This is a genomic window from Paenibacillus sp. R-74696, from assembly GCF_055814915.1.
This window is the reverse complement of record NZ_JBPULM010000038.1, coordinates 23,074-45,975: the sequence shown is the minus strand read 5'-3', so window position 1 is coordinate 45,975 and position 22,902 is coordinate 23,074. Positions and strand designations below refer to the sequence as shown.

Sequence of the window (22,902 nt, the reverse complement as noted above, 5' to 3'; positions counted from 1 at the left end):
GAAGCGGGCTGCTTCTATCCGGATTTGGCGGGATTACGTTTCCATCCATGGCCTGCAATAGCCAGCACCAATTAAAAGCATTATCCCAAACAACTGCATTCAGACGAATGCGGTTTTTTTGTTGTATTCCCTCGCCCTGTCGGACGAACCAATGAAAGTGCTATTTTACCTAATCATCGTGTCATTACAATGATTTATGTCATTGATAAAATAATGAAAACGGATACAAAAAAGCAAGGCATCATGCGCATTAAGCTAGGAGAGGGTGTTACGGATGAACGAAACAGGCGCCGGACGCTTGGGCAGCAGGCTATTTTTCATGGGACCTGCACTGTTGATTTTTTTGGCAGTTATTATTGTGCCGATCAGTATGAGTATTTATTATAGCTTCTTCCAGTGGGACGGAGTTTCGGCAAAGGTGTTCAACGGAGGGGACAATTTCATTCGGCTGCTTCAAGATCCGGTTCTATGGACCTCGCTCAAAAACTCAGTGTTATTAACTTTGGGAGCGCTTTTCATTCAGCTGCCGGTCGGTTTGTTTTTTGCCATTGTGCTGGGCTACAAGCTGAGAGGATCAAATTTTTTGAAAACGATTTATTTCACACCGGTTATGCTGTCTACAGCCGTGCTTGGAATTTTGTGGGGGCAAATTTACGACCCGAATTTCGGGCTGCTGAATAGTTTGCTTATGCAGCTTGGGCTCGACAGCTGGGCACATGCCTGGCTCGGGGAAGAAGCGACGGCGCTAGGGTCGGTTATCGCGGTTGTCGCTTGGCAGTTTATCGGCTTTTATATTATCGTCTATATCGGCGCGCTTCAGGGCATCTCGGAAGAGGTACTGGAGTCGGCACGGGTAGAGGGCGCTGGAGAGTGGAGAATTATTTTCAGCATTCAAATCCCGCTGATCTGGCCGACCATTACGTTCACGGTGCTGAACTGTGTGATCAATTCTTTGAAATATTTCGACCTGATCTATATTATGACGGGCGGCGGGCCGAATAATAGCAGCGAAGTGCTAGCAAGCTATATGATGAAAAATGCATTCCGCATGATGGACTTCGGCTATGGCAGCACCATCTCCACCTTCCTGCTGCTGTTCGGACTATGCCTCGCATTTATTATTTCCAAGCTTCTGAGCCGTACAGGCGCCAGATTCCAATAAGAGAAAGGAGAGATGAAGGTGAGCGCGACTCAAACGATGCAGCCGGCGGGGACGCGCGGCAAAGGCTTTTCCCGATTGCTGCTGTATGTGCTGCTTCTGGTCCATCTCGTATTTACAGGATATCCGTTCGTATGGATGGTCATTTCGTCATTTAAAACCAATAAGGAGTATTTCGCGAACCCTTGGGGGCTGCCGGAATCGTGGCATTTTGATAATTTTGTGCAGGCCTGGAACCAAGGCATCAACGGCTATTTGTTCAACAGCCTGTACATTACCTTCTTCTCGGTAGTCGGGCTGCTGGTCGTATCGACGCTGATTGGCTTTTACTTATCGATTCGGCCGTTTAAGGGCTCGAAGCTGCTGCTGGGAGCATTTTTTCTCGGCATGCTGATTCCGATCCACAGCACCTTGATTCCACTGTTTACGATGGCGAATAAGCTGGGGATCTATGATTCGTTCTGGGCATTGTTTTTCCCTTATATCGCCTTTAATCTTCCGGTCGCTGTCTTTATCGCCCATGGCTTCTTTCAGGGCGTGCCGAAGGAGCTGGAGGAGGCGGCCATGATTGACGGCTGCTCGATTTATCAAACGTTTTTCAAAGTGTATTTTCCGATTGCGAAGCCTGTGCTGGCGACGATTACGATTCTTTCCTTTTTCAACATTATGAATGATTTCGTCTTTCCGCTCGTCATGGTATCCAAGGAATCGCTCAAAACGCTGCCGCTCGGCCTCATGATGTTCAAGGGCAACTTCAGTGCCGATTATTCGCTGATCAGCGCGGCATTGGTCATCACGACAGCTCCTATCATTATTTTATATATGTTTCTGCAAAAGTATATTCAAAAGGGGGTTGTAGCGGGCGCGGTTAAAGGCTAATAGGGACTTCTATTTATGAGCTGCGGCATTCGACACTATCCAAGGGGGAAACAAACATGAAAAAGGGTCTTATCTTATTGTTGGCATTAATGATGGTAGTAATGGCGGGCTGCTCCAGCGCCGGAAACAAGGCGGAAGGCGAAGCGACGGAGGCAGGAGCGGGCGATGTAACGAAGCTGACCATGTGGAGCATGGAAACGAGAAACAAGGATATTATTGAAAAATCAATCAAGCAATTCAATGACGAGCATCCGAATGTAGAGCTTACGGCCGAGTTTTTTGAAGACGAAGCATTGAAAACCAAAATGAAAGTAGCGATTACAGGCAACCAGGTGCCGGATATTATTACGTATTGGAGCGGTGAAACCTTCGATACGCTCGTATCCAACAGCATGCTGGGCGATATTACCGAGCCGCTGAATAAGGATGAAGCGTTCAAAAACGATGTGCTTAACGGCGGATTGGAAACGTTCTCTTACGACGGCAAAAACTACGGCATTCCCGTTCTATTCAGCGGAGTATCCCTATGGTACAACAAGCAAATTTTTGATGAAAATGGTCTGACTCCACCGACTACCTATGCGGAGCTGCTAAATGTTGTGGATCAACTGAACGCTAAAAATATCGTTCCGATTACAGTCGCAGGCAAAGACCGCTGGCCGGTTCTGCACTGGTTCTCTTATCTGGCACAGCGCATCGGCGGCATGGAGCCGTTCGAGAAAGCGAAAAATGGCGAAGCCGATTTCACACAGGACAGCTTTGTAAAAGCAGGAGAAATGCTGCGTGAGCTTGCTGTCGATCACAAAGGCTTCATCAATGGTTTCCTTGGTCTTGATTATGCAGCGGCAGAATCGCTGTTTACGAACGGCAAAGCTGCTATGTATCTGCAAGGCGAATGGGCAATGAACTCCTTCCTCGATGGCGACTTTGCCGATAAAGTCGGCTTCGTGCCATTCCCGACCGTAGATGGCGGCCAAGGCGGCATAAACACTTACCAAGGCGGCTTCGGCGCAGGTATGGCGATTTCTTCCAAGACGAACCAAGAAGCGGCTTATGAAGCGATTCGTTTCCTTACTGACTCGCTGCAGCGGAAAGAAATTAATGAAGGCGCGAACATCAGCCCAATGAAAAACCCAGGACTGGAAGAGGCAAAAATGAATCCGCTGGCGTTTGCCTATGACAGCTCCATCAGCAGCAGCTTGGAAGGCTTCTTCAGCTACTATGACCAAGCGCTGGACGCGAAGCGTGCCGAGCAGTTCCTGAACTCGGTCGGTGCGATCGTCGGCCAAAATGCAAGCAGCGTTAAAGACGAGCTGGCGAAAATCAAGTAACAGCGGCCAGAGCATGTGAGACAGGAGGCGTTTGCGATTAACGTAATTAACAATCCGATATTGCGGGGCTTCAACCCCGATCCTTCGATCATTCGTGTCGGAGACGACTATTATATTGCGACCTCGACCTTCGAATGGTTTCCCGGCGTTCAAATTCATCATTCTCGCGATTTGAAAAACTGGCGGGTGCTCACGCACCCGCTTACCCGGGCGAGCCAGCTCGATATGATCGGCAATCCCGACTCCGGCGGAGTATGGGCGCCGTGCCTCAGCTACGATAACGGTATCTTCTATCTGGTGTTTACCGATGTAAAAAGCCATATGGGCCCGTTCAAGGACACGCATAACTATGTCGTTACGGCAACCGATATTATGGGGCCTTGGTCAGAGCCGATTTATTTGAACAGCAGCGGCTTTGACCCTTCCCTGTTCCATGATGAGGATGGCACCAAGTGGCTGGTCAATTTAACATGGGATCACCGTAAAGGGAAAAATCCGTTCGGCGGCATCGTCATTCAACAGTATTCCGAGGAGCTAAAGGCGCTAACGGGACCGATTCAAACGATATTTGGCGGCACGCCGCTTGGTTTGACGGAAGGTCCTCACATTTATCGTCATGACGGCTATTATTATATGATTACCGCGGAGGGCGGCACGCGCTTTGGCCATGCGGCGACGGTGGCTCGCTCACGAACGCTGCTTGGCACCTATGAGGCCGATCCGGCTGGGCCGCTCATTACGTCAGCGGACCGCCCAGAGCTAGCGCTGCAAAAGGCGGGCCATGTCAGTCTGGTCGAGACGCAGGAGGGGCAGCTGTATATTGCCCATCTGTGCGCGCGGCCGCTCAGCCCTTCGGGAAGCTGCACGCTTGGGCGGGAAACCGCCCTTCAGAGGGTCGCTTGGACGGAGGACGGCTGGCTGCGCCTTATCGGCGGAGGCCATTCGCCGGAGGTTCAGGTGAGCGCACCAGCGCTTCCGGAACATCGTTTTGAGGCGGAGCCAGAGATTGAGCATTTTGACGGGGATGCGATAAGCATTCAACTTCATACACTGCGCGAGCCGCGGAGCGAGCAATGGGCAACGCTGAAGGAGCGTCCGGGTCATATGAGGCTGAAGGGAAGAGAATCGCTGTATTCCTCCCACCGGCAGAGCCTTATAGCACGCCGCCAGCAATCGTTCACCGTAGATGCTGAAACGGTGGTAGAATTTGAGCCAGATACTTATCAGCAGCTTGCTGGGCTTGTATACTATTACAATACAAAGAATTATTATTACTTATGGATCAGTCGTGATGAGCAGCTGGGCAAATGCCTCGGCATTATGTCGAGCGACCGCGCCGTATATGATGAGCCGCTTGAGCAGCCCGTATCGATTGATGGGGCAGAGCGCTGCTATTTAAAGGCGGAAGTCCGCCATGAGGCGCTGCAATTCCACTATTCGCTGGATGGAGCGGCTTGGTTGCCGATTGGCCCTGTTCTGGATGCCAGCAAAATATCGGATGAAAACGCCGAGCTGGTGAAGGACGGCATTGCGCTTGATCAAGGCTTCACCGGAGCATTTATCGGCATTTGCGTACAGGATTTAAGCGGACGAGGCAAGTATGCGGACTTTGATTATTTCAAGTATTCTGAAAGGTGAGCTGATGATGAGCATAAACGTAATGGATGCAGCCGTAATGAACAAACCACTGGATATCGAGATTCAGAAAGTACCCGTTCCGACCCCGAAGGACGATGAGGCGCTCGTCAAAGTATACTGTATTGGCGTATGCGGCTCGGACGTTCATTATTATGAGCACGGAAGAATTGGCCGCTATGTCGTGGAAAAACCGATTATTCTCGGCCATGAGCTGGCTGGCGAGGTCGTTGCTGTCGGCGCACGCGTATCGGGTGTCGCGATTGGCGACCGGGTAGCGGTAGAGCCGGGCGTAGCATGCGGCCGTTGTGAATATTGCAAATCGGGCCGCTACAATTTGTGCCCTGACGTTGTGTTTATGGCAACGCCGCCGGTTGACGGCGCATGGGCTGAGTATGTAGCGGTACGCAGCGATTTCCTATTCAAGCTGCCGGATGAAATCAGCTTTGAGCAGGGCGCGCTTCTGGAGCCGCTGTCCGTAGGACTTCACGCGATGAACCGCGCGAAGGTTACTCCGGCAGACCGTCTGCTGGTAACGGGTCTTGGACCGATCGGCCTGCTTGCGATTCAGGCAGCGAAGGTGTTCGGCGTAAGTGAAATTTATGCGACGGACGTTGTGCCCTTTCGCCAGGAGCTGGCGAAGGAAATGGGCGTTACGGCAATTATCGATCCAATGAAAGAGGATGTGCAGGCGCGCATTGCCGAATTGACCGGCGGAAAAGGCGTTACCGTCATTGTTGAGACCTCCGGAAATGGACGGGCTATCGCCGATGCGGTTCGCACCGTCAAACGCGGCGGACGCATTGTGCTTGTCGGAATGCCAGCAGCTTCTGAAATTCCGGTTGATGTGAACGCGATTATCGATGCGGAGGTAGATGTGCTCGGATTGTTCCGTTATGCTAACACCTACCCGGGCGCCATTCAAGCGCTCAGCCAGTCCAGCGTGGACATCGAGAAGGTCATTACCCATAAATATGCGCTGCGGGATACGAAGGAAGCAGTTGAAATGGCCCGTACGCAGAAGGACACAAGTATAAAAATTATGATCTATCCAAATAAATAACCGTATGCGGACAAAGCCTATCCTTTCATGAACTTTCGAGAGGATAGGTTTTGTGCAAGTTTCACTGGAGGAAGCAGCAAGTGGGATACTTCAAAAAAATAGGATTGGATCAGACGAGAGGCCAAATTTTTGTCAGCTTTATTTTGACCATGTCCATTGTCCTGCTTATTACGGTGAGCAGCCTCTATGTGCTGCTGTCCAAGGTGCAGCGTGAGAATGCGGCACTGTATATTGACGAGATCGCGCTGCAAGCAAGCGGGAGGCTGGAATCGCAGCTTAACGAGGTTAACGTCCTGACGCTGCAGCTGGCCATGGATGACCGGATACAAGAAGCGCTCAGCTTGGAGAAGCAGGGGCACTCGGCGGTCTATGACGAACGAATGAAGCTGAGGAGGCTGCTCATCGAGAAGACGGCCTACTCAGATACGATAAAGGACATTGAGCTTTACAGCTTGTCCCGCAGCCTCTACCCCATTGTGGAGAAGAGCATTGCAGAGCGGATAGAGGAGCGTTATTTGCAGCAGGCGGATGAAATCCATGAGGCGGGAGCCATGATATGGATCGGACGTGATCCAGACAACCCGGAATATTTGCTGGCCGTCAGGCAGGTCAAGCTGGAGAAGGAGAAATATGCGAAGGGCGGCTATTTGCTCATCCGGCTTAAGCCTTCCATAATCGAGCTGGCAACTACGGACAAGGCGAAGGACAAAGGCCGTGTGATGCGTCTACTTGATGAAAACAACAACAGCATGAACGTGGCGGAAGACAGCGGACTGCTCCTGTCGGTCGGCGCTCTTGAAGGAGAGAGCGGCGATTATGTAACGGTAGAGCGGGCCATACGATCGACAGGCTGGAAGCTGCAAATTATGATTCCCAAGCAAACGCTGACCGCCGATATTTACTTTTTGCGCGATGTATTGCTTTGGGCAAGCGTGCTGAGCATTTTCGTATTTGCGCTGCTGTCTTATTATTTATCCAAGTTTATTACTTCACCAATCCGAAGCCTGACACGTATTATTCAGGGCGGCAAGCATGGCAGTCCACGGGAAAACCCCGATCAATATTTTAATCGCGAGGTTAATCAGCTGAATGTGACGTATAACCAGATGGTTAAGCAGATTAATTATTTAATTAAATCGGTTTATGAGATTGAAATTGTGAAGAGCAAAAGCGAAATTAAAGCGCTTCATTCACAAATCAATCCGCATTTTTTATTCAACACGCTCGATTCGCTCTACTGGGATCATATCCGCAAAGGAGAGCAGGAGCTGGCGCAGACCGTTATTCAGCTGGCCGATTTGTTCCGGTATACGATTCACTCAAGCACCCAGGACGGATTTGTAACCATTGATGAGGAGCTGGAGCAGGTCAAGCGGTATGGCGATATTATGAAAATGCGCTGGCGCGACAGGCTCGCCATTGAAATCGACTGCGAGCAGCAGCTTGGCGGCGTGCGGATTCCCAAGCTCGCGATTCAGCCGTTGGTTGAAAATGCCATCGTGCATGGCATCGAGCCTATGGAGCATGGCGGCACGATTAAGCTGCGCGTAAGGGAGGAAGCGGGCGTCATTTCCTTTACGGTGCACGATAACGGCATTGGCATCGACCCCGAGCAGCTGCATCAAATAAGAGAACGCTTACAGAGCGATTTGAGCATTGCTTTTGTAACGGGCAAAAATGGCATTGGCCTATTCAATGTGTGCAAGCTGATTCAGCTTCATTACGGGAAGCAATTCGGCTTAACCATTGACAGCGCGCCAGGCGCCGGGACGACGATTGTATTGAAAATTCCGCTAGAGCCTGAGCCAGAGAGGGGAGCTTCTGACGATGAATCACAGCATACTGGTCGTTGATGATGAGTACAATTCGCGCATGGGGGTGGCTTTCACCCTGGAGCAGTGGGGGGAAGACAAGGTTCAGGTGGATATGGCCGACAATGGGAAGCAGGCAATCCGGCTGCTTCGGGAGAAGCCCTATGATCTGCTTATTACCGATATCCGGATGCCGCTCATGACGGGCATCGAGCTGCTTGAGACGCTGCGCGGCGAGCAGAACGACATTAATACGATACTGCTCACCGGCTTTGCGGAATTTGAGTATGCCCAGAAAGGGCTGAAGCTTGGTGCCGTCGATTATTTGCTGAAGCCGATTCGGCAGGAGCAGCTCATTCAGGCGGTTGGAAAAGCTTTTCAATCCAAGTCGGAGGAAGCGGCAAACGGGCTGTCCTATGGCGTACCCTCCACCAATGCCTATATACTTAGTGCCGTTAAGTATATTCATGAAAGTATTGGCATGCCTTTGTCCATCAAGGAGGTCGCCCAGCATGTCCATCTGAATCCGAGCTATCTCAGCGTGTTGTTCAAAGAGGAGACGGGCGTAAGCTTCAGCGACTATGTCATCCGGCTGCGGATGAAACGGGCCAAGGAGCTGCTCTACCATTCTCCGCTTAGCCTAGATGGTATTTCGGAGCAAATCGGCCTCCAGACGGCGAGCTATTTTATTCGGATTTTCAAAAAATATGAAGGCATTACGCCAAAGCAGTACCGGGAGCAGCTAAAGCTGATGGCAGTCCATGGGAACCAAGGGTCGCTGTCCTAGCTTCGTGATAGCTGCCTGTACAGCTCTCTTCCTTCTTAATCCACCTGTCTAAAGAAGGAAGAGGTCTGCTACTGATTTTCAGCTAAAAAGGCGATCTGCTTACGTTCAAATTCGGCAGCATGCTTGCCTATCCATATCAGGTGGCCCCATGCATCCAAAATAAAGGCTTCCGAATGTACAATATGGGCTTTGGCATTTTTAGCATGGCTGGGAGTAACGGAACGATCATTTTTGCTGTGCATAATTAGCGTAGGGGCTTTGATGGAACCTAGCTCTCGCGTATAATCTTTCTGGGTTTGCTCGAGATCAATCAGAAAGCCATAATTTGAGCGCTGCCTATTGTTCATTTCGCGAAATAATTCAACAGCAAGCTTATCCAGCCTAGCATACGCCTCAGCTGGTGATAGGGTAGAAAAGACAAAAAACGACATCCTTAACATGAGCCGCGGCAGAAGGTTATTCATCCCAGCCAGTATGAGCCAAGTTCCTTTTTCCACCCCGGGTTTGAAAATCAGCCTTCCAATGCGATAGGCTTTATTGTTTGAAGAGATCCAGGGCATGGAGATTGCGCATTGTAAGGTCAGGCTTGCGACTCGTTCAGGGAATTGCGCACAAAAAAGGATGCCTGTAGGCCCTCCCGCTGAAGCTGCAATCACATGTACTTTTGCAATATGCAGGTGATCCAGCAGAGCCAAGTATACCTCGCAGGCTTGCTGCAGCTCGGGAATAGGGGAGGTCTTGCTATATCCTGATCGGGAGGGGGTTATAATGGAATATCCCGAAGCGACAAGGCTCTGGTAGCCGAATTCTTCATAGCAGTTGGAGTGCCCGCCGTGAAAAAACAGCAGCGGCAGTCCTTCGCCTACAATGGAGTATTCAAGCACATATTCACCTACTTGTATGGTGCTGACTTGGCGATCCATGACGTCCCATCCTTCCAATCTGTTGAGCTAACGATATCCATTAGTCGTTATTTTCGTCCTTTGGATACGGACATATTCCCTAGGCTGAAAGGGAAGCGGCTGAAAATCTCTGTTTTCCCAGATCGAAGCTTGATAAAGCGTATAGGACGGTGTCGTTAAAGGTGGCGATACAGCTGTATATCTTTTTTTCTCCAACTGGTTATTCATAATAGCTCCGAACCCGATTAGAAAAACAAAGACGGATAAGCAAATGAATATTTTTATTCGCAGCACAGGGGGAGCACCTCTTTTATTATAAGTAATGCCCTGTACAGCTGTGTTTCATGCCCAGACCCGTCCGAAATCACAGGTTTGACAAAAATACGCTTTAAAGATAAAATTAAATCCAGTTGTGCTATAAAATCAAATATTGCTTTATTCGGAGGAGCCTGCCAACAGCGGGCTCTTTTTGCGTTTTTTTGGAAAAACTGATGTAGAAACGAGCTGTAAACAGGATGAAGGAGGATGAAAAAGTTGTCTTTACTGCATGTGGCTATTATTTTGCCTTTTCTATTTGCTGGCGGCAGCGCGGTATGCCATAAGCTGCTGCGTCAAATTCATACGGGCTGGATTGTCATCCCCGTTCCTGTGCTGCTATTTATTTATTTTTTGCTGCAGCTTCCGTTGATTCAAGCAGGAAATCCGCTCACGGAGACGATTCCGTGGATACCGTCGCTTGGCATCAACTTTACGGTTTATTTGGATGGGCTGGGGTTATTATTTGCCCTGTTGATTAGCGGAATTGGCTCCTTAGTGGTGTTATACTCGATTTTTTATTTAGACAAAAGGAAAGAGGCACTTCCATCCTTTTATGTATATTTGCTGTTGTTTATGGGAGCCATGCTTGGCGTGGTGCTCTCGGACAACGTTATTGTTTTATATGGGTTTTGGGAGCTTACGAGCATTACTTCTTTTTTACTGATCGCCTTCTGGCACCATAGGGACAAATCCAAATATGGCGCCTTAAAATCGATGCTCATTACGGTGCTTGGCGGTCTCGCCATGCTCGCAGGATTTATTCTCCTGTACGTGATGGCAGGGACGTTCAGCATCCGGGAAATGATCGGCAGCTTGGACACGCTCTCTGCCCATTCGTTATTCCTTCCGGCGCTGCTGCTTATATTGCTGGGTGCCTTTACGAAGTCCGCGCAATTTCCGTTTCATATTTGGCTGCCTGATGCGATGGAGGCACCGACACCGGTCAGCGCCTATCTCCATTCGGCGACAATGGTAAAGGCTGGCTTATACCTGGTCGCCAGATTCAGCCCTGTTTTCGCGGGGCATGCGGTGTGGTTCTGGCTGGTCTCGCTTGTCGGCTTGGTTACGTTGATTTATGGCTCTTATCGGGCGCTTAAGCAAACGGATCTGAAAGCGATGCTCGCCTTCTCAACGATTAGCCAGCTTGGATTAATTATGAGCCTGCTCGGGCTTGGCTCTGCCGCTGCTTTCTATACGGGTGTCAATGATTCCTTGTTTTATACGAAGGCGACGATGGCAGCGATTTTTCATCTCATTAATCACGCTATCTTCAAAGGGGCCTTATTTATGGTCGTAGGCATTGTGGACCATGAGACCGGAACCCGGGATATGCGAAAGCTTGGCGGGCTTCTATCGGTCATGCCCATCACTTTTACGATTGCGCTCATAGGCACCTTCTCGATGGCAGGCTTGCCGCCGTTTAACGGCTTTTTAAGCAAGGAAATGTTTTTCACAGCTGTGCTCGGTATTATGGAAATGGATATGCTGAGCATGCCATCGATCGGGGCGATTTTTCCCATCATCGCTTGGGTCGCCAGCATATTCACGTTTGGCTACAGCATGATTCTATTGTTTAGAACGTTTACGGGCCCAGCCCAATTTGAAAAGCTGGCTAAAAAGCCTCATGAGGCGCCAATCGGCCTGCTGTTGTCTCCGGTCGTTTTAGCGTCTCTGGCAATTGTATTCGGGCTGTTTCCGAATTTGCTGGCCTATTCGTTAATTGAACCGGCAATGGCGGCTATCCATCCGGGCCTTCTGCTTCCGGGTGACCGCTTCGTCGTCTCCATCCATATGTGGCATGGCTGGACGCCGGAGTTATACATGACGATGGGAGTCGCAGCCGCCGGAATCATGGTGTATCGCTTCCATCAACGCCTGCGTGTGCTTCATCAGCCGCTTTTTTACCGGGTGTCGCTGAATGCTGCTTATGACAACGGACTCAGGCTGCTGCACGGAGGATCACGCCGTCTGACCAGCCGCTATATGACGGGCTCTATCCGGCACTATTTGATCTATGTTTTTATTTTTTTCATCCTGTCCCTCGGATGGGGGTTGTATCGCAGCGGCGGCATGACGCTTGATTTTACTGCATTTGCCCCGGTTTCGCTATATGAAGCGGTCATCAATCTGGTTCTTATAGCTGCGGTCATTGCGATTCCGTTCGCAAGCTCACGAATAATCGCGATTATATTGACTGGTGCCGCAGGCTACATGGTCACTTTGTTTTTTGTTATTTTCCGGGCGCCGGATCTGGCTTTGACCCAAATGATTGTCGAGACGGTTTCGGTGGCTCTGTTCCTGCTCTGCTTCTATCACCTCCCAAAGCTGAAAAAGGAAGCAGTAAAGCTCCCATTTAAGCTGACTAACCTGGTCATCTCGATTGGGGTTGGGGCGATTATGACACTCATTGCGTTAAGCGTAAGCGGCAGCAAGCTGTTTGATTCCATATCGGATTATTATTTGAAATACAGCTACGAGCTGGCTGGCGGGAAAAACGTGGTGAATGTCATTCTTGTGGACTTCCGCGGATTCGATACGATGCTGGAAATCGTTGTGCTGGGCATTGCGTCTTATGGCATCTATGCGCTAATTCGGCTGCGGCTCGCTAACGAGGCGGATGGTGTCAGTCAAGCAGCCATCACCGCCAATGCTGAAAATCGGTTTTCGGCTGCTTGGCGAGGAAAGAGCAATGATGTCATTTTGCAGACGATTTCCAAGATAGCGGTATTTATCATTATAACGTTTTCCTTGTACTTGTTCTTTGCTGGGCATAATGAGCCGGGAGGCGGCTTCATCGGCGCCTTAATGACTGCAGCCGCGCTCATATTGCTGACGATGGCCTTCGGCACCAAAACGATGCGAGAGGTCATTCCTCTTGATTTCAAAAAGCTGACTGCCCTAGGTTTATTGGTCGCTGTACTGACGGGCATAGGCTCCTTCTTATTTAAGGCGCCTTTTCTAAGCCATGCCTTTGGTTATTTCGACCTGCCTCTGCTTGGGAAAACGGAGCTGGCAACGGCCGTACTGTTTGATTTGGGCGTATATATGACAGTGGTTGGCATTACGATGACGATCATTCTTACTATAGGGAGGGATAAGTAGATATGGAGCTGTATATGTCGCTTACGATCGGTGTGCTGTTTGCCGTCGGCGTTTATCTTATTTTGTCAAAAAGCCTGCTGCGCATTATTTTGGGCACCTCCTTGCTCACGCATGGCGTCCATTTGCTGCTGCTGACGATGTCCCGGCTCAAAACAGGATCGGCACCCCTGCTGGGAGAGAAGGCAGCGGCCTATGTCGATCCGCTTCCTCAGGCACTCATTTTAACCTCCATCGTCATCAGCTTTGGCGTGACCTCCTTCTTCTTCGTATTGGCCTATAAGGCGTATCAGAAGCTGGGAACCGATGATATGGAGCAGCTGAGGGGGCAGGATGATGAATAATTTGCTTGTACTCCCGCTGCTGATTCCCCTGTGCACGGCTATTATTTTATTGTTTTTCAAAAATCAGGTCCTGCTCCAGCGGTGGATCAGCGCGATTGGCGTGCTGCTTCAAATAGCGGTGTCCTGCTTGCTGGCCGTTCAGGTTCGGGCTGAAGGCATACAGGTGCTGCGCATGGGAGGCTGGATGCCGCCATATGGCATTGTATTTGTTGCCGATATGCTCGCAGTGCTGCTTGTATTAACCACATCGGTCGTCAGTGCCTTCTGCTTGTTTTATTCCTTCGGCACGATTGGGAAGGAGCGGGAGCGCTATTACTTTTATCCCTTTTTTCAGTTTATTCTTGTTGGCATCAATGGCTCTTTTCTGACAGGCGATTTGTTTAATTTGTTCGTCTGCTTCGAGGTCATGCTCATTTCCTCGTATGCCCTTATCGTATTGGGCGGCACAAGGCGGCAGCTAAGGGAGACGCTAAAGTATATTCTCATTAATATTTTATCCTCTACGTTGTTTGTCGCAGCCGTTGCTTATTTATACGGGGTTGTAGGCACGTTAAACATGGCCGACTTGTCCGTCAAAATCGCAGAGGCAGGGCAGAACGGGATTTTGCATGTTATCGCGCTGCTGTTCATGATTGTATTTTCCTTAAAAGCGGGGCTGTTCCTATTTTTCTGGCTGCCCGGCTCCTATGGTGCTCCTCCAGCCGCCGTAACGGCATTGTTCGCGGCACTGCTCACAAAGGTAGGAATCTATGCGCTGCTGCGGACGTTTACGCTGATTTTTCATACGGACCTGGCGATCACTGAAAGCTGGATCAAATGGATGGCTATTGCAACCATGCTGTTAGGCGCCTTCGGTGCGGTCGCCTATCAGGACATCCGGCGCATTATGAATTATAACGTGGTCATTAGCGTAGGCTTTATTGCATTGGGTCTGGCCGTATCCTCCAAGGCTTCCTTGGATGGAGCTGTGTTCTATCTCCTGCATGACATGCTGGGCAAGGCGCTGCTGTTTATTTTAGGCGGCCTAATCATTCATGCTTCAGGGACGTCCAGCCTTCAGCAAATGGGAGGTCTGATCAAGCGTTATCCGCTAATGGGCTGGCTGTTCTTGCTCGCGACACTGGCGATTGCAGGTATTCCACCTTTCAGCGGCTTTACGGGCAAGCTGCTTCTCCTTCAGGGAGGCTTGCAGAAGGGGGAATACCTCCTGACCATCGTTGCGCTAGCATCTAGCTTGATCGTGCTTTACTCCTTGATTCGGATATTTATGGCTGCTTTTTGGGGAGAGGAGAAGCGCGAGCTGAAGCAAATGCCGCTGTTAAGCAACAAGCTGCTTCTGCCTGCCGTAGGCTTAAGCGTGCTCGTTATTGGAATGGGGCTGGGCTCAGAAGTGGTGTACGGATGGGTGTCCGTGGCCGGAGATACGCTCCTTCACCCTTCAACCTATATTGATGCCGTATTAAAGGAGTAGATGGGATGGCCTTTCAAATCATATTAAATCTGATTTTAGCTTTCGTCTGGATGCTGTTGAATAATGAGTGGTCCATGATGCAGTTTACCGTCGGTTATTTGATCGGCATAGGCTGCATAGGGCTGCTGCGTCGCTTCTGGCCGCATGACTTCTATATGAAAAGAGTATGGGCGATTTTCAAGCTGCTCGTCCTGTTTAACAAGGAATTGCTCCTGTCCAGCATAGCTGTGATGGTGCAAATTGTTAAGCCGAAGCTAGCCATACGCCCTGGCATCTTCGCTTTTCGGACGGAGCTGAAATCCGATTGGGAAATAACGGTGCTTTCCTGCCTTATTTGCCTTACACCCGGTACGCTTACTTTAGACGTATCCTCTGATAATCAAACCTTGTACATCCATGCTATTGATATTCACGATGCAGAGCTGCTGTCGGTTCAAATTAAAGACACGTTTGAAAAAGCGATTATGGAGGTGACGAGGACATGATCACCTATCTGCTTCTTATATCGTTGGCCATATTGGCCTTGGCCATAATGGGCTGTATGTACAGATTGCTGAAGGGGCCTTCCTTGCCGGACCGAATTGCTGCATTGGATACGATTGGCGTCATTTTGCTATCCATGGTTGCGATCCTTTGCGTCCTGCTAAGAACGACGGCCTATATTGATATTGTTCTGTTAATCGGCGTATTAAGCTTTATCGGGACCACGGCATTTGCGCGTTATATGGAGAGAGGTGAGGTCATTGAATAGCGAGCTGCTTAGCGAGGCAGGGGAAATCGCAATTGGAATCGTCATTTTGCTTGGAGCTATCATTAGCTTAATCAGCGCATTTGGCCTCATTCGGCTCCCTGATGTTTATTTGCGATCGCATGCTGCGACTAAAAGTGCAACACTAGGTGTTTTGTTTATTTTGGTCGGAGCCTTTCTCTATTTTTTATTTTATGAGGGGCATGTCAGCGTTAAGCTGCTGCTTGGCATCGTATTCGTCTTTTTGACCTCTCCGGTGGCAGGGCATCTAAATGGCAGGGCTGCATACCGTTCGGGAGTGCCGCTATGGAAGAAGAGCGTTCAGGACGACCTTGAGCAAGCGATGGCGAAAGAGCGGGCGGAAGGACAATAACGATGAGGAGGCTTGCTAGTGCCTGAAGCGATTGCGGTTCATCCTTATTTTAAAATGGAGAGACAAGTGACAGCTACCGAGCAAGTGATCATTTTCCATGAACGCACCATCTGCTTATATGAGCTGGAGATCGTAACCGGCTATCGGGTATTTGCTCTTCATGACGTATACGATATGTCCTATCACCGCATGGGGCAGGAAGAGGGCATATTATATTTGCATACGAAACAAGGCGTATATCCTTACAATGTGAAATCCAATCCACAGTTTTTTATAGAAGCCTTCATGCAGTTGACGAAAAAGCCTTATACGACTGAATAACCGCCTACCTCCTCAGGGAAAGGCGGTTATTTTTTTGTTTTGTTTACAGGCTATATTGCTGCATAAGCTGCTTGAGCTTGTCCCCAATTGCAACACGCAGCTGAGGGGGCTGCAATACGTTTGCTTCTGTACCGAAGCCGAGGAGAAATTGTACGGCCCACGGTATATAAGAGGCGCTTAGTTCCGTATGAATCTTTCCTGAACCGTCCTCATGCAAGGCAACAGCCTGTGACAGCCATAACTCCGACTGACATCTTCGTACCCCCTCAGCCGTTAAATCCACCTCCAACTGCAGCAAATCGCTCTCATCCATTCGCATAATCCACGGGCGGATATGCTCCTCCGTTTTTTCGAGCTGCATCGTCTGGTCTTCCTGAATAGATAGCGCCTTGACGCGGTCAACGCGGAAGACGCGGTTATCCTCGGCAAGGAAGCAATAGGCCTGGCAATACCATAATCCATTCATTGTATACAGCCCAATAGGCTGGATCATGCGCTCACGCCGTGAAGCTGCTTCATAAATGATTGTGATAATCTGTTGTTCCAGTGCGGCTTCAAGCAAGGGCTGCAAAAAAGGAGTTTCCATCTGATGCGGGGGAATCCAGAATACGAGCCGCTGCTGCATGCGTTCGATTTTTTGCTTAGGCTCGCTCGATAGGTAGTGCATGAACTTTTGAAGCGCGGCGTTTACTTCATTTTCGAAAGGCAGCGATTTATAATTTTGCAACGATTGGCAGGCGAAAAATAGTGCGGTGGCCTCGTTTTCAGTAAAGCTGATCGGCGGAAGCAGCTTTTCGCGCAAAATCCGGTAGCCGCCTCCCGGACCGACTTGGGAATAAAGCGGCACGCCCAGCTCGCTGAGCTCCATTAAATCGCGAATCATTGTCCGGCGTGAGACACCAAACTCTTCGCTTAGCTCCTGTATTGTAAATTGCTTACGCTCATTAACCACCATGATGAGCTGAATGAGCCGCTGTGCTTTGTTCATCGGCAGTGTCCCCTTTATGGGTAGATAGAATTCATTTAAAAAGCTCAAATAATAGTGCCATTAGATGGCACTATTATTTCGTATAGTTAACCAAGTAGTCAAGTTGATGTTTTCGCAAATGGAAAGGGAGATTAAAAAAATGAAACAGGATCAACAAAATCACGTGCTGGAGCTCGTCTTATTCACCTTAAAGGAAGGGACAGAAAAATCGCTTTTTTGCGAGGTGGCCTCAGCCCTAAGTGAAGTATTGAAGGCAAAGGTGCCGGGTTTTAAAAAGCGTTCCCTCATGCATACGGCGGACGAATCCCAGTGGACGGATATGGTTTACTGGTCGGATATGGAGTCAGCGATGGCAGCGCTGGAGCAGTTAAAGGTATTGCCGGAATTCCGATCTTTTGCAGCTATGATCGATACCCGTGAAATAACGATGCGGCATTTAATTCCGGCTCAATATATGAAGGAGGAAATCAAATGAAAATGAAGATGAATGAGGTAACGATAATCGGATTAGGAGCAATGGGGTCTATGCTTGCCCGCGCCTTGCTTCAGAAAAACTATCGCGTCACCGTCTGGAACCGCACAATTGAAAAAGCAGAGCAGCTTGTAAGCGCGGGGGCTAGCTTGGCATCAAGTGTATCAGCCGCAGTTAGCGCAGGTCCGGTGACCATTGTCTGTGTTTCTGACTATCTGACCTCCTATCAGCTGCTTGATACGGAGGAAACCAAGTCCGCATTTGCAGACCGAGTGCTCATACAGCTGAGTACGGGAAGCCCGCAGCAAGCGCGTGACAATGCAGCGTGGGCAAAAGCGCTGGGGATTGAATACCTCGATGGCGCAATAGCTGCCTCGCCGTCGCAAATAGGCCGAGAGGATGCGGTTATTTTTACATCCGGTTCGGCTTATGCTTTTCAATATAGTGAGGAGGTTCTTAAAAGCTTGGCTGGAAGCGTGCCTTATCTTGGCGAGCAGGTGAGCGCGGCAGCGACGACAGATCTTGCATTTCTGTCCTATTTATTTGGTTCCTATTTGGGCTTCTTCCATGCCGCGCGCATTATGGAGTCGGATGGCCTTCAAGTGGGCGCCTTTGGAGCTATGCTGGCCCACATTTCCCCTGTCATCGGCGAGGTCATCAAATACGAGGGCGAATTAATCGAAGCTGAAAAATATGATCATCCACAAAGCTCCTTGAACATTTGTATGGTTACAGCAAAGCTGCTCATGGAACAGGCGAGAGAAGCCGGCATTAACAATGAATTCCCGGCCTTTGCCGAGCAGCTGTTTGCGAGAGCGCTTGATGCGGGCTATGGCAATGAAGAGGTTGCTGCTCTTATTAAAATATTGCGATAAACAGAGTATGAAGCGAATCCATTTTAATGGCTTAATTGAAATCTGGAATTATCCTATATAACAGAAAGAGGGTGCCCACGGCCATTTAAGCCGATAGGACACCCTCTTTTTTGATCATAAGGATAAACGTACATTTCATAGCTGGCTGATTGATGGGGCAAATCAGTTCCCGTTATTCTCCGCCTTTGGTGCTTCTACAAACAACGGCTCAATAAACGTTACGCTGTATTGCTCAGAAATAAATTCCTTGCTGTAGCCCTGTTCTTCGAAATGAGCCATCAGCTCCGGTGAAAACGAGGAAATCAGCAGCGAGGAAGCGATGGCTGGCAAAATTTGCGGCCGCAGCTGCCCTGCTGCAGCGGCTTCCTCCAGCAATCCGCTGACCGTCGCATGCATGAAGGTATACGGTTCAGTTAGGAACCAATCCTGTTTGTTCTTATCTTCGGTACAAATAGCGGAAAGAATAGGACGTATATATTCCCGCAGCTCAAGCGAAAAGAATAGCAGGCTTTGTACAAAAACCGAAAGGCGTATGACGACGGGCTGCGTGTCGTTTGCTTTCAATTCCTGCGTCGCATTCACTTTGAACTGCTCGAATTGGGTATGCAGCACCGACATGCACAGCGCGCCCTTGTTTGGAAAACGTCGGTAAAGCGTGCCCTGCCCAATCCCTGCACTTTTCGCAATCTGGTGCATATTGACCGCTTCAACGCCATGCTCGTTAAACAGCTGACGGGCCTTCGCAATAATATCCCGGCCCACCACATCCGTTTCAAAATTCAACTATCCTTCACTTCCTTAATGCTCACTCCGGCTTTGCGCTTCGACCTAAGCCGCTCTTTTCTCCTCCACATCAGGTGCTTTAGTGCGGCGGATGAACAAGCCCAGTCCAAAGGCGATGAAGGCAATGATAAGTCCAAGCAGGAACGCACTGTGCATGCCTGATACGAAGCCTTTGACCTGCTCAAGCGGGGAAGACGGATCAGCAGAGCTTTCCAAATATTTTTTTGAGCCGGATGACATAATGCTGATAAATAAGGCGGTGCCGATAGCGCCGGCAACCTGCTGCAGCGTGTTCATGATCGCTGTGCCATGCGGATACAACGGGCGGGGCAGCTGATTGAGCGCCGTCGTCTGCGCCGGCATCATTACCATAGAAACACCGATTAACAGCACGATATGGATAAAGATAATATAACCTATACTTGTCAGCTCGTCGATGCCAGTAAACATCCAAACCGCTGCCGCCGTAATAGCAAGCCCCGGAATGACGAGCACCCGTGGTCCAAACTTGTCGAACAGCACTCCGGAAACGGGAGCCATCAAGCCATTGATAATGCCGCCCGGCAGCAAAATAAGTCCGGCCGCCAAAGCGGTTTTGCCAAGCGCATTTTGCAGGAAAAGCGGCAGCAATATCATCGTGGAGAACAGCGTCATCATCATCACCAGCATCAGCAGGGCGACAAGGCTGAACATGGGATATTTAAAGGCGCGCAAATCCAGCAGCGGCTGGCTCGACATGAGCTGCTTCACAATAAACAGCAGCAAGGCGATTGCCCCAACGACGATAGACCAAATGACGATGGGACTGTCCCAGCCATCCTCGCCAGCTTTACTGAAGCCGTAGATCAGGCCGCCAAAGCCGAGCGATGAGAGAAGAATGGACAGCAGATCGACTTTTGGACGAGTGATATCCGAAACATTTTTCAAATAAACCGCCGCGAACAAAATAGAAAAAATAGCGAGCGGAATAACAAAGTAAAACAGCCAGCGCCAGTTAAAGGATTCAATAATCAGTCCCGACAGCGTTGGGCCGATAGCAGGCGCACTCATAATCACGAGGCCGATCATACCCATCGCGCCGCCACGCTTTTCCGGCGGGAAGATGACCAAGATCGTATTCATCATGACCGGAAGCATTAACCCGGTACCAAGCGCCTGAATGACGCGGCCCACAAGCAGTGCAGGAAAGACGGTTGCCGTGCCGCAGACGATGGTCCCGACAAGAAATAAGATCATCGCGGATAGAAACATTTGGCGGGTCGTAAACCATTGCTGAAGCAGCGCCGTAATGGGAACCAATATGCCGACTACGAGCATATAAGCGGTCGACAGCCATTGAATGGTCGCATAGCTGATGTCAAATTCCTTCATTAAATCGGGGAAAGCAATGTTAAGCAGTGTTTCGTTCAGAATTGCAACAAATGCGCCAATAATAAGTGCCGCTACAATAGGTCCTCTTTTTATTCCACTCAAATCCTTAGGTGCTGTATCTAGACTTGCTGTATTCAAAATCGTTCCTCCTCCATACCCTTCGTTTGTGTTCTAATGCTGCTGTATCTCTAAAATAAGTATGTCCCCGCTCCCGCCGGTTCACTCAGCCTCCGTTCAGGCAGCGCATGCCGCCCATTATGTGCGGACAATTGTCCGCACTGCTGAAAATCATTCTATCGGACAACTGTCCGCAAGTCAACAGCGACAATAGTCGTTTCGTCCCCCCAGCATCATTGATTGCCCCATCCCGTATGGAAGTCGGCATCCTTTACAATGAAGCTACAAATGAAGGGGAGATGAAGGCATGCATAAAAATCGAATCGGGGCGTATTTGTTCAGCTTTCCAAGCTTTTTTCTAACCATGGCGCTCGGCATTTATCCGGTTGTATGGGCGCTTCGATATATGTTTTTCGATTATCAAGGGTTTGGGACGCCGAAGTTTATCGGGCTTGAGAACTTTGCGCGAGTGGGAAGGGATGCCGAATTTTGGCACTCTGTTCTGAATACTTTTATCTACGCGGGTGGAAAATTAATTATAACGCTGCCGCTATCGCTCATATTGGCGGTTATATTGAATCGTAAGCTGCGGGGACGGCATGCGTTTCGGGCGATTTTTTTCCTGCCAACGATTTTCAGCGCATCTGTCATGTCCATCGTTTTCTATATTGTGTTCAATTCCTACAACGGTATTATTAATCAGTATTTGATGAAACTGAACATCGTTTCCGCACCAGTGGACTGGCTGGGCGCGGCACATGCCATGACGACGATCGTCATAATTGCGGTGTGGGGAGCAGTCGGCAACTATATGCTGCTGTTTATCGCCGGTCTTCAGAACATTCCAGAGGATGTGTATGAAGCGGCATCACTCGATGGTGTAAACCCGGTGCAGCGGATGTGGTACATTACGATTCCAATGCTCGGTCCTGTTCTGCAAATGATTATTATGCTTGCGATTACAACTTCGCTTAAAGGCTACGAGAGTATTATGGTATTGACGGAGGGCGGTCCTTTCGGCAAAACCGAGGTTATGTATTTATACCTGTACAAACTGTTCTTCCCGCTGACGACGTCTGGCACGTCCGTGCAAAATATCGGCTACGGCAGCGCGGTCGGCTTTACAACGGCTGTTATCGTCGGTATCGTCACATGGCTGTATTTCTGGATGTCGAAAAAGCTTAATAACGTTTATTAAAAAGGGGGAACGATCATGACCATTCGTAAAATAGTACTTCGTATACCAGTATGGCTGCTTCTGCTTGTTACGGCAGCACTGATGCTTTTTCCAATCGTAATCGCGCTATTCGGCTCCCTCAAGACGAACCTGGAGCTGACAACCGGAGCAACGTTTCTTCCTTCCTCCTGGGAGTTTAAAAACTATTTACAGGCGTGGAATCAAGCTGATTTCTCCGCGTATACCTTCAATAGCTTATATGTAGCTGTGTTCGTTACGGTTGGCACTTTGCTCGTATCTTCCATGGCTGCTTATGCGGTCGATCGCGTTGCTTTCAGAGGAAAGAAACTGTTTATTCTGCTTCAATCCTTCACTCTGTTTATTTCCATCGGTGCGGTTGTGCTGCGTCCACAATTTGATCTAATGGTATCCATTGGTTTGCAGAAATCGCTGTGGGGCGTCATAATTATTCTAATTAGTGCGCATGCGACTGCCTTTTTTATGGTCATCGGCTTTTTCCGCGGCATTCCGCGAGAGCTGGATGAAGCGGCGCTCATTGATGGCTGTAATTTCTACTCCACCTTCTGGCTCATTATTTTACCGCTCCTGCGCCCAGCGCTGGCTGTCGTATCGCTATTCACATTCCGTAATGCATGGAATGAATATATATTACCGCTCGTCTTTTCACTTTCGCGTCCTGATCTACAAACCTTGCCCGTGGGACTTGCGAACTTGCGCTACGGGGCCGGAGCCGCAGTTGAAAATCAACTGATGCTCGCCGGCGCATGTATTTCGATTTTACCTATGCTTATCGTATATATTTTCGCTAACCGTTCATTTATGCAAGTTACGGCTGGCTCGGTTAAAGGCTAACAAAC

Annotated in this window: 22 protein-coding genes; 18 read left to right on the top strand and 4 right to left on the bottom strand. The window is 49.4% G+C overall.

Annotated elements, in window-relative coordinates:
* Positions 1-274: 274 nt before the first annotated feature.
* The 7 genes from ACSR9A_RS18425 to ACSR9A_RS18395 all read left to right on the top strand — a co-directional run bounded on the left by ACSR9A_RS18425 (position 275) and on the right by ACSR9A_RS18395 (position 8,665).
* The gene (locus tag ACSR9A_RS18425; protein ID WP_341279645.1) at positions 275-1,162 is read left to right on the top strand and encodes a carbohydrate ABC transporter permease; all 888 of its coding nucleotides are present in this window, start codon (positions 275-277) and stop codon (positions 1,160-1,162) included.
* 18 nt (positions 1,163-1,180) lie between these two features.
* A complete protein-coding gene (locus tag ACSR9A_RS18420) occupies positions 1,181-2,038 on the top strand; it encodes a carbohydrate ABC transporter permease (protein ID WP_341279644.1) in 858 nt (285 codons plus the stop codon).
* 56 nt (positions 2,039-2,094) lie between these two features.
* Positions 2,095-3,369: an ABC transporter substrate-binding protein gene (locus ACSR9A_RS18415; protein ID WP_473758748.1), complete on the top strand. Its 1,275-nt coding sequence runs from the start codon at positions 2,095-2,097 to the stop codon at positions 3,367-3,369.
* A 36-nt stretch (positions 3,370-3,405) separates the two neighbouring features.
* A complete protein-coding gene (locus ACSR9A_RS18410; protein WP_473758824.1) occupies positions 3,406-5,007 on the top strand; it encodes a glycoside hydrolase family 43 protein in 1,602 nt (533 codons plus the stop codon).
* A 4-nt stretch (positions 5,008-5,011) separates the two neighbouring features.
* Positions 5,012-6,067 carry an NAD(P)-dependent alcohol dehydrogenase gene (locus tag ACSR9A_RS18405; RefSeq protein ID WP_473758747.1) on the top strand — a complete coding sequence of 352 codons (1,056 nt, stop codon included), beginning with the start codon at positions 5,012-5,014 and terminating at the stop codon, positions 6,065-6,067.
* Positions 6,068-6,147: 80 nt separating this feature from the next.
* Positions 6,148-7,920: a sensor histidine kinase gene (locus ACSR9A_RS18400; RefSeq protein WP_473758746.1), complete on the top strand. Its 1,773-nt coding sequence runs from the start codon at positions 6,148-6,150 to the stop codon at positions 7,918-7,920.
* A complete protein-coding gene (locus ACSR9A_RS18395) occupies positions 7,895-8,665 on the top strand; it encodes a response regulator transcription factor (RefSeq protein ID WP_473758745.1) in 771 nt (256 codons plus the stop codon). The genes ACSR9A_RS18400 and ACSR9A_RS18395 overlap by 26 nt, the downstream gene beginning before the upstream one ends.
* Before the next feature lie 68 nt (positions 8,666-8,733).
* On the opposite strand, the gene ACSR9A_RS18390 is transcribed toward ACSR9A_RS18395, so the two are convergent.
* On the bottom strand, positions 8,734-9,588 hold the full coding sequence (locus ACSR9A_RS18390; RefSeq protein ID WP_473758744.1) for an alpha/beta fold hydrolase: 855 nt from the start codon (positions 9,586-9,588) through the stop codon (positions 8,734-8,736).
* Positions 9,589-10,101: 513 nt separating this feature from the next.
* Here ACSR9A_RS18390 and ACSR9A_RS18385 point away from each other — a divergent pair.
* Genes ACSR9A_RS18385 through ACSR9A_RS18355 form a run of 7 tightly spaced genes read left to right on the top strand, consistent with a single transcriptional unit; the run spans position 10,102 to position 16,241 of the window.
* Positions 10,102-12,987 (top strand): Na+/H+ antiporter subunit A, encoded by a 2,886-nt coding sequence (locus ACSR9A_RS18385; RefSeq protein WP_473758743.1) that lies wholly within the window; start codon positions 10,102-10,104, stop codon positions 12,985-12,987.
* A 2-nt stretch (positions 12,988-12,989) separates the two neighbouring features.
* Positions 12,990-13,328 carry a Na(+)/H(+) antiporter subunit C gene (locus ACSR9A_RS18380; RefSeq protein WP_473758742.1) on the top strand — a complete coding sequence of 113 codons (339 nt, stop codon included), beginning with the start codon at positions 12,990-12,992 and terminating at the stop codon, positions 13,326-13,328.
* Positions 13,321-14,799 (top strand): Na+/H+ antiporter subunit D, encoded by a 1,479-nt coding sequence (locus ACSR9A_RS18375; protein WP_473758741.1) that lies wholly within the window; start codon positions 13,321-13,323, stop codon positions 14,797-14,799. The genes ACSR9A_RS18380 and ACSR9A_RS18375 overlap by 8 nt, the downstream gene beginning before the upstream one ends.
* A gap of 5 nt (positions 14,800-14,804) precedes the next feature.
* Positions 14,805-15,284 (top strand): Na+/H+ antiporter subunit E, encoded by a 480-nt coding sequence (locus ACSR9A_RS18370; RefSeq protein WP_473758740.1) that lies wholly within the window; start codon positions 14,805-14,807, stop codon positions 15,282-15,284.
* Complete coding sequence (locus ACSR9A_RS18365; protein ID WP_473758739.1) at positions 15,281-15,550, top strand: Na(+)/H(+) antiporter subunit F1; 270 nt, start codon at positions 15,281-15,283, stop codon at positions 15,548-15,550. The genes ACSR9A_RS18370 and ACSR9A_RS18365 overlap by 4 nt, the downstream gene beginning before the upstream one ends.
* Positions 15,543-15,920, top strand: a complete 378-nt coding sequence (gene mnhG, locus ACSR9A_RS18360; RefSeq protein ID WP_473758738.1) for a monovalent cation/H(+) antiporter subunit G — start codon at positions 15,543-15,545, stop codon at positions 15,918-15,920. Before ACSR9A_RS18365 ends, mnhG begins: the two co-directional genes overlap by 8 nt.
* 18 nt (positions 15,921-15,938) lie before the next feature.
* A complete protein-coding gene (locus ACSR9A_RS18355) occupies positions 15,939-16,241 on the top strand; it encodes a hypothetical protein (protein WP_473758737.1) in 303 nt (100 codons plus the stop codon).
* Between the two features lie 43 nt (positions 16,242-16,284).
* On the opposite strand, the gene ACSR9A_RS18350 is transcribed toward ACSR9A_RS18355, so the two are convergent.
* A complete protein-coding gene (locus ACSR9A_RS18350; RefSeq protein WP_473758736.1) occupies positions 16,285-17,229 on the bottom strand; it encodes a helix-turn-helix transcriptional regulator in 945 nt (314 codons plus the stop codon).
* A 139-nt stretch (positions 17,230-17,368) separates the two neighbouring features.
* Here ACSR9A_RS18350 and ACSR9A_RS18345 point away from each other — a divergent pair, with 139 nt between their 5' ends.
* Positions 17,369-17,704: a hypothetical protein gene (locus ACSR9A_RS18345; protein ID WP_473758735.1), complete on the top strand. Its 336-nt coding sequence runs from the start codon at positions 17,369-17,371 to the stop codon at positions 17,702-17,704.
* A gap of 8 nt (positions 17,705-17,712) precedes the next feature.
* Positions 17,713-18,576 (top strand): NAD(P)-dependent oxidoreductase, encoded by an 864-nt coding sequence (locus ACSR9A_RS18340; RefSeq protein WP_473758823.1) that lies wholly within the window; start codon positions 17,713-17,715, stop codon positions 18,574-18,576.
* Positions 18,577-18,738: 162 nt separating this feature from the next.
* On the opposite strand, the gene ACSR9A_RS18335 is transcribed toward ACSR9A_RS18340, so the two are convergent.
* Both ACSR9A_RS18335 and ACSR9A_RS18330 read right to left on the bottom strand, forming a co-directional pair.
* Positions 18,739-19,359, bottom strand: a complete 621-nt coding sequence (locus ACSR9A_RS18335; protein ID WP_473758734.1) for a TetR/AcrR family transcriptional regulator — start codon at positions 19,357-19,359, stop codon at positions 18,739-18,741.
* Between the two features lie 45 nt (positions 19,360-19,404).
* Positions 19,405-20,868, bottom strand: coding sequence for a DHA2 family efflux MFS transporter permease subunit (locus tag ACSR9A_RS18330; RefSeq protein WP_473758733.1), 1,464 nt, complete (start codon positions 20,866-20,868; stop codon positions 19,405-19,407).
* Positions 20,869-21,154: 286 nt separating this feature from the next.
* On the opposite strand from ACSR9A_RS18330, the gene ACSR9A_RS18325 reads away from it, so the two are divergent.
* Positions 21,155-22,045, top strand: a complete 891-nt coding sequence (locus ACSR9A_RS18325) for a carbohydrate ABC transporter permease (protein ID WP_473758732.1) — start codon at positions 21,155-21,157, stop codon at positions 22,043-22,045.
* A gap of 15 nt (positions 22,046-22,060) precedes the next feature.
* The gene (locus tag ACSR9A_RS18320) at positions 22,061-22,897 is read left to right on the top strand and encodes a carbohydrate ABC transporter permease (protein WP_473758731.1); all 837 of its coding nucleotides are present in this window, start codon (positions 22,061-22,063) and stop codon (positions 22,895-22,897) included.
* Positions 22,898-22,902 lie beyond the last annotated feature (5 nt).